The 16,848-nt window shown below is 58.8% G+C and carries 7 protein-coding genes; 2 read left to right on the top strand and 5 right to left on the bottom strand.

Features of this window, described 5'->3' with window-relative positions; translation table 11 throughout:
- Window positions 1–69 precede the first annotated feature (69 nt).
- Window positions 70–3,792: a family 43 glycosylhydrolase gene (locus AC5S27_RS00300; protein WP_493932626.1), complete on the bottom strand. Its 3,723-nt coding sequence runs from the start codon at window positions 3,790–3,792 to the stop codon at window positions 70–72.
- Between the two features lie 373 nt (window positions 3,793–4,165).
- On the opposite strand from AC5S27_RS00300, the gene AC5S27_RS00295 reads away from it, so the two are divergent.
- Window positions 4,166–5,305 (top strand): LacI family DNA-binding transcriptional regulator, encoded by a 1,140-nt coding sequence (locus tag AC5S27_RS00295; RefSeq protein WP_493932625.1) that lies wholly within the window; start codon window positions 4,166–4,168, stop codon window positions 5,303–5,305.
- Window positions 5,306–5,335: 30 nt separating this feature from the next.
- On the opposite strand, the gene AC5S27_RS00290 is transcribed toward AC5S27_RS00295, so the two are convergent.
- The 4 genes from AC5S27_RS00290 to AC5S27_RS00275 form a co-directional block, all read right to left on the bottom strand.
- Complete coding sequence (locus tag AC5S27_RS00290; protein ID WP_493932624.1) at window positions 5,336–6,040, bottom strand: hypothetical protein; 705 nt, start codon at window positions 6,038–6,040, stop codon at window positions 5,336–5,338.
- A gap of 187 nt (window positions 6,041–6,227) precedes the next feature.
- Window positions 6,228–7,118 (bottom strand): tetratricopeptide repeat protein, encoded by an 891-nt coding sequence (locus AC5S27_RS00285; protein ID WP_493932623.1) that lies wholly within the window; start codon window positions 7,116–7,118, stop codon window positions 6,228–6,230.
- Between the two features lie 144 nt (window positions 7,119–7,262).
- The gene (locus tag AC5S27_RS00280; RefSeq protein WP_493932622.1) at window positions 7,263–11,087 is read right to left on the bottom strand and encodes a TonB-dependent receptor; all 3,825 of its coding nucleotides are present in this window, start codon (window positions 11,085–11,087) and stop codon (window positions 7,263–7,265) included.
- Window positions 11,088–11,682: 595 nt separating this feature from the next.
- Window positions 11,683–12,678 carry a tetratricopeptide repeat protein gene (locus AC5S27_RS00275; RefSeq protein ID WP_493932621.1) on the bottom strand — a complete coding sequence of 332 codons (996 nt, stop codon included), beginning with the start codon at window positions 12,676–12,678 and terminating at the stop codon, window positions 11,683–11,685.
- Between the two features lie 181 nt (window positions 12,679–12,859).
- Between AC5S27_RS00275 and AC5S27_RS00270 the strand changes: the two genes are divergently transcribed.
- Window positions 12,860–16,222 (top strand): alpha-mannosidase, encoded by a 3,363-nt coding sequence (locus tag AC5S27_RS00270; RefSeq protein WP_493932620.1) that lies wholly within the window; start codon window positions 12,860–12,862, stop codon window positions 16,220–16,222.
- Window positions 16,223–16,848 lie beyond the last annotated feature (626 nt).

The raw sequence follows: 16,848 nt of genomic DNA, 5'->3' as shown, positions 1-16,848 counted from the left end.
CTAAAAGACAAAGGCAGCAGCCCGACAAGGGCCGCTGCCTTCGATTCCAACACACTTCTCAAGCATTACTTACTGCAATGTCGACACATGCAAGTAGTCGAAGCTAGCCGTGTACCCCGCGCGATTCCCCCCATATAGGCAGATCTTCGCATTCGACCCCAGCGCATGCGTCCACGTCCCCGCCCGGGTCCATGACAACCCATCCGGACTGTCGTACGCCGTATACAAGTCCTCTCCGTCCACAGTCCGCTTCACAATCCGCATCCACACCGTCAACGTGCCCGAGATCACCCCGGCCGGCCCCAGATCAGTCGCGCTCCATGTCGGATAGTTCACGCCCTCCGGCGTCTCCCCCTTGATGAACTCCACCTGCCGCGTATCCGAATTGGCATACAGATCCATGCGCAGATAGTTGCTGTCATCCTTGTAGAGCAGCAGTCCGGCCTGCGTGTAATCCACCGCGTTCCCTGTCGTCGGAACATTCAGCGAGACTCGCGTCTCCACCATGTAATCCCCCGCCGGAGCAGCCTCCGCCAGCAGGGGCACCGATGCCATCGCATTGGTCGTATCGAAGCCCACAGTCGGCATCTGCAGCATGCCTCCAGCCAGCGTCAGCGCAGGCTGCGAATGTACCTCGCCCCATTGCGAACCAATCGTCGAGCTATTGAACTCATCGCTCAACCCGGCAATCGCCACATCCGGAGCATCGTTGACCTGCAAGGTCGTCGCATACTCCTTCGTTCCACCCGGCTGTGCCACCGGCACCGGCTGCGGAGCCGCCACATCCGATGGCCCGAACCCTCCTCGCGCCACAGGCCAGCCATTCACCCAGTCAATCGCATCCAGCGCCACCGGCCGCTGCGTAGCGCCGTTGAACCCCGCGTAATACGGAGCATCCAGAGTCACCGTGTGATACACGTAGTAGTCCTGCCCGGCCTCATCCGTAATCAGATTTCCGCCGCCCGGCCCCACCAGCGTGTTCCCGTTCATCGCCAGCACCGGCGTCCCACCCACATTCGTCGAAGTCATGGACACCAGCGACTGGTCAAGATACGGTCCAAGCGGCGTCGTAGCCCGCGCTGCAAATACCCCATACCCAGTCAGCGGCCCGGCACAGCAGTTCGTCGCCGAAGCCAAGAGGTAGTAGTACCCGCCATGCTCCACCCACGCCCCGCCCTCGTACCGCTGATCCAGCGCAATCTGCGTCTCGCTCGCAGGATCTGTCGTCAACCCATCCGCCGACAGCTTCCGCACCGAAATCCCACCCAGGAAGCTCCCAAACAGCAGATACCGCTGTCCGCTCGCATCCTGGATCTCGTCCGCATCAAAGTTCCACCGGTATCCGCCCGCGCCGTCCATCGTTGAAGGCACCAGCTCCGGCTGCACCACCGCCGCGCCGCTATCAGTAAACGGCCCATCCGGCGTAAGACTCGTTCCTACACCAATCGCGGAAGTCCCTCCGGTGTAAGTCGAAGTCGTCACCGTGTAATACAGGTAGTACTTTCTGTTGAAGTACTTGATCGCCGGAGCCCAATCCAGAGCACCCGCACCCGCCCACGTAGGCAGCGCCGTAAACGCATCCCGCACATACGTCCAGTTCACCAGGTCACTCGACTTATAAATGCTGATCAGATGCTGATTGTTCAGCCCTCCAGCAACCAGGTCCTTGCTGTTATGCGCGTCTCCCGTGCAGTAGAGATACCAAGTATCCACCGTCCCCGCCTGCGCCTTGATCATCGCCGGATCGGGACAGCTAGTAACCGCCCCCAGCGTCGGATCCGTCACCGTCAGCGGATTTGTATACGTAGTCCCGCTGGCAGCAGTAATCGTCACCGGCAAGGCTCCCGACTTGGACGTCTGGAACTTTGTATCTCCGCCATAGCTGGCCGCAATCGTGTGCGCGCCCACAGCCAGCTTCGTCGTATTGACCGTAGCCCGCCCGCTCACATCCAGCACACCACTGCCAAGAGAGTTCGTCCCATCCGTAAACACCACCGTGCCCGCAGGCACAGCCGTCCCCGACCCAGGCGTCACCGTCGCATAGATCGTCAACGGCAGCCCCTGCAACCGGCTGTTATACGAGGCCGTCACCACCGTAGTCGTCAAAATCGCCGACTGCGCCTGCACCGTCACAGTAACTACCGCCGAAGCCGAAGCCGCATCCGTCCCGCTCCCCAGATACGAAGCCGTCACCGGATACGTCCCCGCCGCCAGCGAGCTCAGTGTCAACGTAGCCTTCCCCGTTCCATCCAGAGTCCCAGTCCCCAGCACCGTGCTCCCCGACGTAAAGTTCACCGTCCCTGCAGGCACAGCCCCCGAACCAGCAGCCACAGTCGCCGTCAGTGTCACCGCCGTCCCCACCGTCACGGTCGTCGCAGAAGCCGATAGCGAAGTTGTTGTCGGCGTCAGCGAAGGCGTAGTCACCGAAGAATCCCCAATCACTGGCCAGTCATTCACAAAACTCAGCGACCGCACAAAGAGATAGTCCAGCCCGTTCTGCGTAAGGTTCAGCGCGTGATACACAATCAGATCCCCGCCCGTCGGATCGATGTAAGCCGTCTGCCCACCCGGCCCCGCCCACGTCACACCATCGCCCTGCAGCAGAATCGTTCCACCGCCCGTCAGCATGTCCGCGCCCGTCTGATCCACAAACGGCCCTTGCGGCGAAGTCCCACGCCCCACCACGATCTTGTAATCACTCTGCGAAGGCACCGATTCGCAGCAGTAGTCCCACGAAACAAACAGGTAGTAGTAGTTCCCCTTATGGATCAGCGAAGAGCCCTCGATCGGATCGTTCGCCACACTAGCCGCCCGCTCCGCCAGATGACTCACCACCGAGCCCGACTTGATCAGCCCCGTAGCAGGATCAATCTCCTGCTCGAAGATCCCGCTCCAGAAGCTGCCATACGTCATCCACACCGAGCCATCCGTATCCACCAGGATGCTCGGATCGATCGCATTGAAGTTCCCGCCCGCAGTCGACTGCAGCACCGCCGACCCATGATCCACCCACTTGTAATTGGGATCGGTTTGATCCAGCGTCGTGTTCGTAGCCAGCCCGATTGCCGACACCTGCGAACCAAAGCTCGAGACTGCGTAATACAGGTGATACAGCCCGTTGAAATACGAGATATCCGGCGCCCATATCCCCGTCGCCAGCGGCACTGCGGATGCCACCCACGAAGGCATTGCGGTAAACACATACCCGCAGTTCGTCCACGCTACACGATCTGGCGAGCAGCGAATCGGAATGAATCCCGGCTGTCCGCCCGCATCGGTCACAAACACATAGTAAGTCGAACCCTGGCGCACAATGCTCGGATCATGCACCGGCGAAGTATCACCTGTAAACTCGTAGTTCGACAGCGGCCCCTGCGCCGCGATCGCAACACTCAAAGAAGCCGTGGCCGTGTGAGCAGCTGAGTCCGTCACCTTCACCGAAAACGCCGCAGTGCCAACCGTCGTAGGTTTGCCGCTCAACACGCCCGTCGCCGCCAGCGTCACCCCTGCCGGCAGCGTTCCAGAATTCACCGACCACGTATACCCCGTCCCGCTACCACCCGTTGCAGCAAGCGTATACGTATACGCAACACTCACCGTACCTCCCGGCACAGTCGTCGTCGTGATCGTCAGCGCTGGAGGTGGCGGAGTCGTCGCACCACCCCCGCCTCCGCCGCAACCCTGCAGAATCGACAGCATCCCCAGGCACATCAGAGCAGCCAGCACCTGCATTCCCCTGGCTCCCGTCCACTCACGCCGGGACATGCCCAGCTGCACTTCAATTCTGCTCATCACACGTACCTCCAAAAAGCTACAGACAGTTCATTGCAATGATGGGTCTTGAGAAAACGATTGCAAAAGACAATCGCCTACCTCCCGATACACTTCAATAAAATGGACGAGAAAACGTTCTCTGAATACCGCCGACAAGATATACCGCCGCGTCGCAATCGTTGTCAATCAACTTTTCTTAGCTCTTAACTCCCACTACCCCAGGACCAGATCATCCCAGACATCGGTAAATCAATGAAACCGTATTCATTGCCGATTTTTAGAAAAATCTCCGACGCCCGTCTTGCTGCGTTCCGTCCGCAAGTTGTTCGCCGAATCAAACTCCATGCCATACTGCAATGAGTTATCCTGAAAACGCTTCCCAGGGGGCACTGTGACCGACGCGCAAGCTTCAAAGAAATCCTCTACTCCGGACACCCCTGAGCACTCGCAACCGCTCGACAAGAACGAGCGTACGGAAAGCACAGAAAGACCCGAGAGACTCGACATCCGCACCATCGCGCGCATGGCCAATGTCTCCATCGCCACCGTCTCCCGCACCATCAATCGCGTCTCGACAGTGAACCCCAAGATGGCCAAGCGCGTCTGGGACGTCATCGAAAAGCTCGACTTCGTCCCCAACACCCAGGCCCGCGCCCTGGTCTCTGGACGCAGCAAACTCTTCGGCCTGCTCGTCTCCGAAATCACCAACCCGTTCTTCCCCGAACTCATCCAGGGCTTTGAAGACATCGCCGTCGAGCACGGCTACGAGATCCTCGTCAGCTCTACCAACCACGACCCCAAGCGCATGTCCCACTGCATCCGCCGCATGCTCGAGCGCAAAGTCGAAGGCGTCGCCATCATGACCTTCGGCATCGAAGAGCCCCTGCTCGAGCAGCTCGCCAAGCGCAAAGTTCCCCTGGTTTTCATCGACGTAGGCCCCGACCGCCCCGGCATCAGCGTCCTCAAGGTCGACTACCACCACGGCATCCGCCAGGCCGTGCAGCACCTCGCCGCCCTCGGCCACCGCAACATCGCCTTCGTCTCGGGACCCATGCGCCTGCACTCAGCACAGTCCCGTCTGGCAGCCTTCAACAAGTCAATGAAAGAGTGCGGCATCACGCCCACAGAGTTCAACATCGTCGAAGGTGATCACACCCTCGAAGGCGGAGCCGCAGCCATGGAGAAACTCCTCGCCCGCGAAGAGCTCCCCACCGCCGTCCTCTGCTCCAACGACCTCACTGCCATCGGCGTCCTGCACAAGCTCTACCGCACCGGCATGAAAGTCCCCGACGACATCTCCGTCATCGGCTTCGACGACATCCACATCTCCGAAGTGATGATGCCCCCGCTCACAACGATCCAGATGTCCCGCTTCGAGATCGCCAAGGCCGCCTTCAACGCCCTCCGCAGCCAGGCAGATTCACCCAATGAGTTCCTCGCCAAACGCGAGTTCAGCATCCCCACCGACCTCGTCGTCCGCGAATCCACAGCCTTCCCCAGAGGCACCATGACCCACCTCCGCAAAAAGTAGTTCGCATCACTGGGACCGCCAGCGGTGGCATCAATGCGCCTGAATTCCGCTCGTCCCAACTGAGATCGCCGTGCCATGCGCATCGGGAATATATTTCAGCGGCACCGTAAACAGCTTGCCGCAGGCACGCACTTCCCAGGACTCAGCCCATGGCGACATGAGATCGTTCCCTAAATAGGTTGACTCCGGGCCAACCAATTGCGTATCCAGCACCTCGGCATGGCACGACTTCTTAATGCCGGCAACCACGATCAGGTTCATCTCGATATTCTTTAAAGTATCCAGCTGCAGCTCCGGATTTCCTTGTGCCGTACCCGGATACGTCGCGGTGAAGTTGAGACCCTTCTTCGTAGCATCGATCTGCACGTTATACATTCGCTTTTCACTACACGCAGTACCAGGAACCGTCTCTTTCCAGCTTCCGGAAACCGGAAATCCCTTATCATCCATCTCCAGCGGAGCGAGTATTCGGAGCCTGACCTCGACCGAATTGAAATCAAGATCCACAGTCTTACAATGCGTACTCAGGTTGCCTTCATATCCGGCTGCGCTCTTGCGGAACGATTCGCGATAGTCAGCAGTAGCCGACTGCTTGGTAATGCAGTCTCTCCAAGCCATGATCTTCGCTTTGAGCGTATCGTCTTGCGACCACAACACAGACGGAAGCAGCAATGCAGAAATTGTGATAGTACTGCCAGTCAACCATGCACAAATCTTCATCGATACGCGCTTCATGGCGAAATTCCTTTGCCCGGATTAGCCCGCGGCAGCCCGATCGTTGGGAGCCCTTCAAATAGGTTTTTCCACGACGCAGCTTGTTTGTCGCCAAGACTATCACGACTTCGACAGCAGCAGGTAACCTGCGCACTCCTCTCAAAGCGGAGCCCAGCCACGTTCGTACGAACCTGCTCATGGCGCGTACTCATTTCAACTGCAATCGATTCGCCGCCTGCTTGTTATCCTCATCCGCCAGTCGCGTCGCCTCAGCCAGCTCCCGCTTCGACTCCGCATCCCTGCCCAGCCGCGCCAGCGTCAACCCCAGGTAGTAATGCCCCGGCTGATACTTCGGCTCAACACTCACAGCACGCTGCAAATACGGAAGCGCCTCCGCATACTGCTTCTGCTTGAAGTAAGCAACCCCGCTATCCACGAGCGCGCCGCCATGCTTACTATTCCGATCCAGCGTCTTCTTGAAGTTACTCAGCGCCTCAGCATAACTTCCCGCCTGTAACTCCACATTACCTAACTCGTAGTAACCCTCGGTCTGCGTCGGCTGCAGCGCAACACATCGCTCAAACTCCGCTCGAGCCTCATCCAATCGCAGCGCCTGCCGGTAAATCATCCCCAATCCGAAGTGCGCCGAAGCATCCTCCGGCTTCATCTCAAGATAAGCCCGCATCTTCGCCTCAGCCGCGTCCAGCTGCCCCAGATCCAGCTTCACCCGCGCCACCGCATACAGCGCATTCGATTCCTGCGGCGCAAGCTGCTCCGCATGCGCCAGCGTCAGATCCGCATCGTGATACAAACGCATTGACTCTTCCTGAATCCCCAGATCCAGCAGCAACCGCGCATTTTCCGGTGCAAACCTCTGCGCCCGCAACAGCGCCTCCAGCGCCCCATCGCGATCCCCGCGCGCGCGAGCATCCAGCGCCAGCCGCTCACTCACTACAACTTCGCCATCCTGCGCCGCAGCACTCGCCGCATCTCCCCGCAGCACAGACTCGAACACCTCCCGCGCCTCAGCCATCTTCCCTGCAGCCTGCAGAGCCTGCCCATCAGCGACAGCCGGCGTAGAAGCCTGTCCGGACACCATTGCAAGCCCCAACGATATAGAAGCAATCCACATAGGCAAAACGCTCGCAGCGATTCTAGCATCGCTTAAAAAGTACTGGAGGACCAGGCTATGCCCGGCCCTCCAGTTATCTCGTACAACTGAGTTCAACTTATTTAGAGCAAGTTAGAACGTGATACGTCCAGTGATCTGCAGGTTACGCGGAGCAATGTCCGAGAAGGTAGCTATACCAAATCCGCTCGAACCGGTATAGTCTCCAGGCTCCGCGTCCGGCAATCCAAAGCGGTGGCGGTTGAAAGCATTGATCGCATCCAGCTTCAGTTGGAACTTCACATTTTCCTTGATCGCAAAGTCCTTGAGCAAGCTGAAGTCTTCCGACTTCAGGATCGGCCCAGTGATCTCTTCGGTCACACGCGGTATGCCAGTGCCAAAGCTGAAAGGATCGAAGGAGCATCCATCGTTGCAACCCGCGGAAGGCTTACGCAGCCAGCCATCACCCGGCGCCTCACGATTTTGGTCCACGAACCCGGCTTCGGCCAACGGCACACCAGGATCGGTGCTTGAGATCGTGCCCGCAGGCCGGAACGCTGGCTTGAACCACGACTCACCGTTAAAGAAGTTCGGATGATTCTTGTTCTTCCGGTAAGCATCGCTCGCAAACCCCGCCAGCCTGGCCGCAGGTCCGCGTGTGAACCGGATACAGTTCTGGAAGTAAGGAATACCCGTCGCGCAGCCAAAGTCAATAGGCTGCCCACTCTGGTACCGCTGAATGCCGCTCAGCTTCCAGCCACCCACCAGCACGTTCAGAGCACGATTGTCGTTCAGGAACATCTTCCCCTTACCGAACGGAAGTTCGTAAAGGTAGCTGATCGAGATCTGCTGCGGCGTGTTCTGAATGCTGACCGACTTCTCACCGTGAAGGTCATTCGGGTTTTGGCTCTGCGATCGATTATTCGCATAGCTGAAAGCGATTGCAGAATCCGCATCCGTCTCGTTCTTCGACCACGTGTAGGAAATCTGCAGGTTGAATCCTTGACGGAAGCGCCGGTTCAAGGAAGCAACCATCGCCTCATACGACGAGTGCCCCAGGTTCTCGAGGCAACAATCGCCAGCGATGTAGTCATACTGCGGGTAAGGCCGGATCGCCTGTCCCAGGTTGCCCAGGAAGGTCGAGTAGGGAGCCTTCTGCCCTGTGACCGAAGCGCCGCCCTGCGTCTGGATGGCAAACTGGGGATCGTTCAATCGGTCGCCCAGCGCAAACGAGCTCACCGGAGCATTGTTCGCATTCGTCAGGAAGCCCGAACGCAGATTCTGTGAGCTCGAACCGATGTAACCCAGCGTGAAGATCAAGTCCTGCGCGATCTCATGCTGCAACTGGAGACTCCAGTTGTTGGTCATCGAAGGACGGCCCCAGTTGTTGCGAATCACTTCGCCGCCAACCGAGTTGAACACTCCCGGTCCACCCGTCAACTGCGTCGGATCGGTGCTCGGTGCAAAGTTCGCCGGAGCAAACCCGTCGTAGCCTGCATCGAGCTGGAACGCCGGTGTGAATCCGCCCGCAGTCCCCGGTCCTGTGTAGTTGCTGCCGATCTGCCGGAACTGCGTATACCCCAGGGTCATCGCCGAACCGAAGTCGGCATACTGCAGCGGGCCGTAGATGATCGCTCCGCCGCCGCGCAACACCGTCTTGCCGTTGCTTCCCGGTAGCACATAAGCAAATCCGATACGCGGTGCAATGTCCTTCCACCAGGTATCCGCCCACGCGCTGTTGCAGCCACTGCAGGTCTTCGCAAATTCCAGCGCGCCCGGCAGTCCGCCCGCAGCCGCATCCGGCAGCGTGAAGTTAAACCGTGAGGTCCGGTTGGTTGCTTCATGCCGCGGTGAATCCACGTCATACCGCAAGCCCAGGTTCACCGTCAGGCTCGGCGATACCTTGATGTCGTCCTCCGCAAACACTGCCTGGTAATGCGAGTTCCAGCGCGCACTCACGTTGTAGACCGTCTGGTTCGAGTAGTCCACTTCGCCCAGCAGCAGGCTCGCAAGGCTGTTGCCGCTCTGGCACTGGGGGCAGCCGCCCGCCGCGCCGTAGTCGGTTTCGCTGTGCAGGAAGCTCAGGTACGGAATGCTGTCGTTGATTACTGAGTACTGCTGGTAGCGGAAGTCGCCACCGAACTTGAAGCTGTGACGGCCCTTCTGCCAGCTCACGCTGTCATTCACACGGCTTCCGTTATCGATGTTGTCGCCATTCTGCGTCGTGCCCCAGCAAGTGTAAGAATCCAGCCCGTCGAAGCAAACGTGCGGGAACGACTTGCCATAGAAGTTTGGAGCAATATCTGACAACGCCGGCGTGGCGCCGATATCCGTCGAGAAGTTCTTGCTGTTAGTACGGTTGTAGCCTAGGTTCAAGTGATTCAGGATTGTAGGCGTAATCGTGTAATCCCAGCCTGTTCGAGCATAGTGCGTTTGGAAGTCCTGCGGATAACCGCTCCAGTTATACGGTCCGGGCAAGGCCGGTGCAGCCGTAAGCGAGAAGTTATCGCGTGAGCTGAACGACGCGAAGAGATGATGCCTAGCAGAGAGCGACTGATCGATGCGAACAGTGTAGGTCGTGTTCTCGATCGGACGCGTTGAAGACTGGCTGTAGTTGTTGTAGAAACCATACGGAGCGTTTGGCGTAGCGGCCTGGTTCGGTGCGGGCAAACCAGCCAGCAGTGCTTTCCCAGCTGCGCTAAAGCGTGTCGAGGGGATAACGTTCCCAGGAAATGGATCGCGACATGGAATACCTGTCGGTCCAATCCGTGACGTAGCCGGGTCAAAGATCTGATTCTGCAGTACAGGATCACCCGTGCAAGGGTTGATCACGCCCGTGCTGCCTCCCAGGTTCGCCGAGAAGTCGCCGCCAACCTCAGCGGTCGTCGGAACCGTCGAAGTTGACGATACGCCCTGATGCAGCTTGTACTGCTCCCAGGCAAAGAAGAAGAAGCTCTTATCGTGGCCGTCATACAGCTTCGGGATACGAACCGGACCGCCAAATGTACCGCCGTAGTTGAACTTCTGATCCTGCGGTCGCAGATAACCCGCGCAGTTAGGCGTGGTCGTCAACCGGGTACCGGTGCAACCGTAATACTTCCAGTTGCCATTGCTGAACCAGAGATTTGCATCCAGCACCGCATTCTTGACGATGTAGAACCCTGATCCGTGGAACTGATTGTTGCCCGACTTCGTCGAGAAGCTCTCAAATCCGCCCGTCGTACGGCCCAGCTCAGCCGAAGGGGTCGAAGTCGTGACCTTGAACTCCTCCAAGGCCTCGATCGTGGGTGAAGTCTCGTCAAACGATGAACCGTTCTCCGAACGCGTAATGCTCGAGCCGTCCAGCAGAACCTCAGCGCCATAGGCCTGACCACCCGAGATCCTCGAGAAAAATACACCGTTCTGCGAATTTCCTCCTGTACCCGTTCCCGGCCCAGTCGTACCCGGCACCAGGAAGGCAAACGTTTCAGGAGAACGCAGACCGCCTACGCCAGCCGCCACCGCCAGTGGCAACTCCGTAATCTGCTGCTGGCTGATCGTGCCGCCCAGGTCCGAAGACTGGCTCTCAATCGTCGGCGCGCTCGCGTCCACCGTAACCGTCTCATCCGTGCCGCCCAGCTTCAGCGTAATATTCAGCGCCGTCGTCGAATTGATCTGGATCAGCACACCCTTGTTCGTTGAAGTCGCAAATCCCGGCGCCGTTGTCGTGACGTCATACCTGCCAATCGCGATTTCCGCAAAACGATACGAGCCCGCGGAAGTCGACACCGTCTCGTTCCGCGTCCCGCTATCCACGCTCACCGCGACAATCTTCGCTCCCGGAACTAGCGCTCCTGTCGAATCAGTCACGCTCCCCGACAGCTCTCCACGCGTGGACTGGCCAAATGCCACCCCAGCCAGCGCGAAGACCGCCACCAACAGCAGGCCTACGGACTGCATCCTTCGAATCAATCTGCTCATACGGCTCTCCTTCAAATGTCACTCGAACTTCAACAACAACGCCGCTCTTGTCTTGTAACCGTTTCCCCAAGCTGCTGTTCCGGCGACGTTTACCTTCAAATCCCGCATCGGAAGTTGCCTTCCGGTTCCCCGATTGAACCTCTTATCTTTACGCGCGGTCGTTCTGCGCCGTTCCCAGGCTGACCCGGTTGCTCCGTTCAGCCCGTTCGCCCCGTCGGCTGCCAATCCGGGCCCCAGTGCACCCGTTCCTCAACGAAAAGCTGGCCCCTGCAATTCAGCCCGGTGTCCGCTCTACACTTCGTCTCGTCGCGTGGAATGGTCAGAAATTCAACAATGGGTAAAGAAATCGTTTTCCCAGAAACCCGCTATTCCCCGCAATTCAGAACGTCCCGAATCCTACGGAAATCAGACAAACACTGTCAACTGAAAAATCCACCCAAAGATGGAGGACCGTGCAAGCATCCTCTGCAAAAACAGGCCATTCCGCCCTGATTCAGCCAACATCTCCATACCCAGAACCTGAAATATAATTCACAAAAGTGTTCCTTTTTGCTCAATAGTAAACGGTTACTTTAGGGTTCAGAAACAACAGCTGCTAGTGCCCGTCCGGTGTCGAGTGCGTCCCGTTCAGAGCCGCCGCACGAGCCATTTCTGCTTTTGATTCCACTTCCAAACCCAGCCGATGATCCACCCTCCCCAACAAAAAGTGATACGAAGCCTTCTCCGGATCGAGAGTCACTGCCGCCTGAAACTCCTCCCGGGCCGCCGACAGTTCCCCCTTCTGCATCAACGCCTGCCCCAGCTGCTCCCGAATCCGAGGATCTTTTGGCGCAATCCCCTCCGCCTGCCGCAGCAGCGGAAGCGCATCATCCAGCCGTTCCATTTCCAGGTAAACGATTGCCAGGTTCAACATCGGCTGCTCGCTCAACCGCCCCGCAGTCAAACCAGATCCCTCCTTCTGCCACTCCAGCGCCCGCTGAAAAGCCGCAATCGCCTCATCCCTCCGGTTCAGCCCCACATACGCCAACCCCAGATTGTCCGCCGCCTTCACCATCCGCGGTGACAGCTCCAGCACCTTCTGAAAGCAATCCACCGCATCCTGAAACCGCTGCTCCGTATACCGGATCCGCCCCAGCCCGTACCAGCTGTCAGCGTCCTTCCCGTTCATCTGCACCGCCCGCAGCATCCACCGGTCCGCGTCGGAATAGTCGTTCAGCAGCACATAATCCTCCGCCACATGCCGCAGCTCCTCAGCCGTCGGCACCCGCAGCGCCGCCGCCCGCGTGTACTCCGCCAGCGACTCCTTCGGTTTGTTCACCCGCAGTAGCACCAGGCCATACAGATAAGCAGCCTCTGCCGAAGCCGCCTCCCGCTGCGTCTCCTCCCGCAACAACGCCTCAGCCGCCCCAAAATCCCCGCCCGCCATCAGCGCCCGAGCCCGCTCCAGCGAAGCAGCCGGAGCAGCAGCCACAGCCGGCACCTGCCCAAAGCCACTCGCCGCCAAACCCATCCAACCGGCCACGCCCAGCACAAAACAGGCCCCCCACCGCATCCACTTGCCCTCCCGCACTCGAACTCGATCAACCAACACAATCACGCCCCTCCCTCAAAACCCCAACAACACCCAAGTCTAATCCCCTCTCAAAATCTTCAAACACCACCGCCAGGGAGCGCGCGGTCGCCGTCTGCGGAAGAAATCTGCGAGGGGCCGTTCGACCCCGAGCCCCCAGATCGCAGGCGGCCAAGTATCATGCTTGCGAGGACTCCTGCCCATGCTCGCCTGCCTGAACCCCTGCCGCCGCTTCCTGCTCCAATGCCGCAAGCCCGTTGCCCTCGCGCTCCTGTTCGCCGCTGGCACTCTGACAGCTCTCGCGCAGGACGAAAAAGTAGTCCTCGCCACCCTCCCGCAGCCCGCGCAAACCACGCTCGAACGACTCGGCAGCCTCTCCAGTCTCCCCGTAGGAACCTGGAAAACCCACTCCGGCGACCTCCCGCATGGCGAGGCCGTAGGAATCGACGAAAGCACCTGGCAGCCCATTGCCGAAAACGGCAAAGCCCAGCAGGAAGCCATCTGGCTCCGTCAGACCGTGGAAGTCCCCAAGACTCTGAAAGGCTACGACCTCACCGGCGCGCGCATCTGGTTCCAGCTGCGCATGGACGGCGACGGCCCCATGCCCCAGATCGTCTACTTCAACGGCCGCCGCGTAGCAATGGGCGAGGACCTGGAGCCGCTCGTCCTCCTCGATGACATCCGCCCCGGAGACAAAACCGTCGTCGCTGTCAAAATCCTCCACACCGAAAGCGCCAAAGTCTTCGTAGGCGCCACCTTCCACGTAGAGTTCGCCGAAAAGCGCCCCAACCCCAGTGACCTCCGCACCGAGTTCATCAGCGCCGCCTGGCTCGTCCCTTCGCTTGCCCCCGGCGACGCGTCAAAGATGACCACCCTCACCGAAGCCATCGGCGCGGTCGACCTGAAAGCCCTCGACACAGGCGATTCAGCCAGGTTCGACGCCTCCCTGCTAGCCGCTCAGCACAAGCTCGAGACCCTCAAGCCCCTCCTCGAATCCGCCACCTTTCACCTCACCGGCAACTCCCACATCGACGCCGCCTGGCTCTGGCCCTGGACTGAAACCGTGGACGTAGTCCGCCGCACCTTCGGCACCGCCCTCCAGCTCATGCACGAATACCCCGCCTACACCTACACCCAGTCCGCTGCCGCCTACAACGAGTGGATGGCCCAGAAGTACCCCGACGAAGCGAAGCAGATCGCCGCGCGCATCAAGGAAGGCCGCTGGGAAGTCGTCGGCGGCATGTGGGTCGAGCCAGACCTCAACATGCCCGACGGCGAATCCCTCGTCCGCCAGCTCCTCGTCGGCAAACGCTGGTTCAAGCAGGCCTACGGCGTAGACGTCCGTATCGGCTGGAACCCCGACTCCTTCGGCTACAACTGGCAGCTCCCCCAGATCTACAAGAAGTCCGGCGTCGACTACTTCGTCACCCAGAAGATGGACTGGAACGACACCAACCAGCTCCCCTTCAAACTCTTCTGGTGGGAATCGCCCGACGGCAGCAAAGTCCTCACCTACTTCCCCCACGGCTACGGCAGCAACGACCTGAACCCCGCCCGCCTCAGCGGCGACCTCGCCGACGCCCGCAAAAAATCCCCCGGCCTCACCGAGATGATGGACCTCTACGGCTCAGGCGACCACGGCGGCGGCGCCACCCGCTTCCTGCTCGATGAAGGCGTGCACTGGGCAAACGCAACAGGGCCGAATTCAACCGCCACCGTGCATCCCAAATTCGACTCAGGCACAGCCCTGCCTTTCTTCCAGTCCGTAGAAAAGCAGATCGCCCCGGAAAGCCAAACCTGGGATTACAAGTCCATTGCCAAGGGCTACACCGCCCCCGCAGCCGTCCCCGGCAAGACCTCCATCCCCACCTGGAACAGCGAACTCTACCTCGAATACCACCGCGGCGTCCAAACCACGCAAGCCAACCACAAACGCAACATGCGCGAAGCCGAAGAACAAGTCCTGAACGCCGAAAAGTGGGCCTCGCTAGCATGGCTCGATGGCCGTCAGTATCCAGGCGCAGAAATCACCGAAGACTGGAAGAAAGTCCTCTTCAACCAGTTCCACGACCTGGCCGCCGGCTCAGGCATCGGCATCATCTACAAAGACGCCCAAAAGGACTACGACGTAGTCCGCTGGTCCACCAACGAAATCAAAGCCCACTCGCTGGAAACCGTGTCTTCGCAAATCGATACAAGGTCAACAAACCCCGGCGCTATTCCCGTTGTGGTGTGGAATCCGCTTGGCTGGGAGCGTCACGGCGATATCACCGTCAAAGTTGAAGGCATCTCTGACAAGGTTGAAACCTACATCTGGACTTACAACGAGAAGGCAAGCGGTTTGAATATCGCGCATGTAGTTTCGAAAGATGCCGCGACCGGATCGTTCATGGTTCAGGTAACTGGTGTATCGGTGCCTGCCTTGGGATATCGGCTCATCTATTTGTATCCAGCCAAAAACGCACCGGAAGACGCTCTTGCACCTGCGAATCACTCCGCCGAATCCAATGCTTACTTACTTGAGAACGCAGAGGTCCGCGTCACGATCGATAAGGCAAGCGGCTGCATAACAAGCCTCATGAATAAGACATCTAACTTTGAGCTGATTTCGCACAGGGACTGCGGAAATCAATTGCAGTTCTTCAAAGACACACCAAAAGATTACGACGCCTGGAATATCGACCCGGGAGCTCTCGACCAGCCACCGACGTTATTGAACAAGGCCGATTCTGTCGAACTCGTAGGCAGCCTTGAACACCCCGCTGTTCGCGTAACGTACAGCTGGCAGAAATCGAAATTCGTTCAAATCATCAGCCTGCCAAAGACCTCTGGCCAAGTCGACATCGAAAACGACATAGACTGGCACGAGCAGCACATCCTCCTCAAAGCCGCCTTCCCACTCTCCGTAGAAAGCGACCACGCCACCTACGAAATCCCCTACGGCTCCATAGAGCGCACCACCAAACGCACCAACACCTGGGAAAAAGCCCAGTTCGAAGTCCCCGCCCTCCGCTGGGCAGATCTTGGCGACGGCAAACACGGCATGAGCGTCATCAATGAATCGAAGTACGGCTACGACGCAGTAGGCAACGTCCTGCGCCTCTCCCTGCTCCGCTCACCCACCTCACCCGACCCCGAAGCCGACCAGGGCCACCACCACTTCCACTACGCCCTCTATCCCCACGCCGGCACCTGGCAGCAAGCCATGACCGTCCGCCACGCCTGGGAGTACAACTACCCGCTCACCGCAGTAGTCACCACCGCCCACCCCGGCGAACTACCCGCATCGCACTCCTTCATCTCCGTCACCCCGGACAACGTAGTCCTCACCGCAGTCAAAAAAGCCGAAGACACCGACGGACTCATCTTCCGCGTCTACGAGTGGGCCGGCAAAGCCGCCACAGTAGAGTTCCACGTACCACCCGGAGCCACCGCAGCCACAGTCACCAACATGCAGGAAACCCCAGAAGGCAGCGCACTCCCGCTAGCCGCAGACACAGTAAAAGCCCCCATCAAACCCTTCGAAATCCTGACCATCCGCGTAGACTACCCAGCAAAGAAGTAGCCACACCACCGTCAGCAGATTCCCTTCGGCTTGTCATTCCCAAAGGGAATCTGCTGTTGCACTCGGTGTTGCCGTTGCACTTACTTTTTTTTGCAATCCCGAAGGCAATCTGCTGTTGCACCTGCAGTTGCCCTTGCCCTTGCCTTTTTTGTTTGTCATTCCCGAAGGGAATCTGCTTTTGCCCTTCAATCATTCGTGCGCAGCACGAACCCGGAGGGAGCAGGGGAATTCATGCCCCTGAAGAATGCCCAGAGAAAGAGCACGGGCTCCAGCCCCCCGCCAAACCCCGGCCTCCACAAACCCATCCCTCCGACCCGTTGCGTAAAATAAACCCGCATTCGCGTATAATGAAACCAATCTCAAGCACTCGACCATAGCGCCGCAAAAAGGCAAAGCAAAAGACGCACAAAAGCACGCAAAACGCGCCGAAAACATCTCTCATCTCTAGGAATAAAAAAGAGATACAGAGAAAAGGCCACCCCTCCCCCCTTGCCCGTTTTTCCAGCCCTGCAGAACCTAGGGGCGCGATTTGATCCAAGCAGCAGCCATCGCATGCTAGGCTAAACCTGAGGGATTTTTGTTATGGATATTACTTCACCGTTCGTCGTCGTTCCGGTTTTGGCAAT

This window comes from Acidicapsa borealis (assembly GCF_059115245.1).
Note: the sequence above shows the minus strand (reverse complement) of the source record. Positions and strands in the feature narration are given on the sequence as shown.

Coding starts and splice junctions, on each gene's coding strand:
- AC5S27_RS00300 (WP_493932626.1), bottom strand. CDS start 3,792: ATGAGCAGAATTGAAGTGCAGCTGGGCATGTCCCGGCGTGAGTGGACG.
- AC5S27_RS00290 (WP_493932624.1), bottom strand. CDS start 6,040: ATGAAGCGCGTATCGATGAAGATTTGTGCATGGTTGACTGGCAGTACT.
- AC5S27_RS00285 (WP_493932623.1), bottom strand. CDS start 7,118: ATGGTGTCCGGACAGGCTTCTACGCCGGCTGTCGCTGATGGGCAGGCT.
- AC5S27_RS00280 (WP_493932622.1), bottom strand. CDS start 11,087: ATGAGCAGATTGATTCGAAGGATGCAGTCCGTAGGCCTGCTGTTGGTG.
- AC5S27_RS00270 (WP_493932620.1), top strand. CDS start 12,860: ATGCTCGCCTGCCTGAACCCCTGCCGCCGCTTCCTGCTCCAATGCCGC.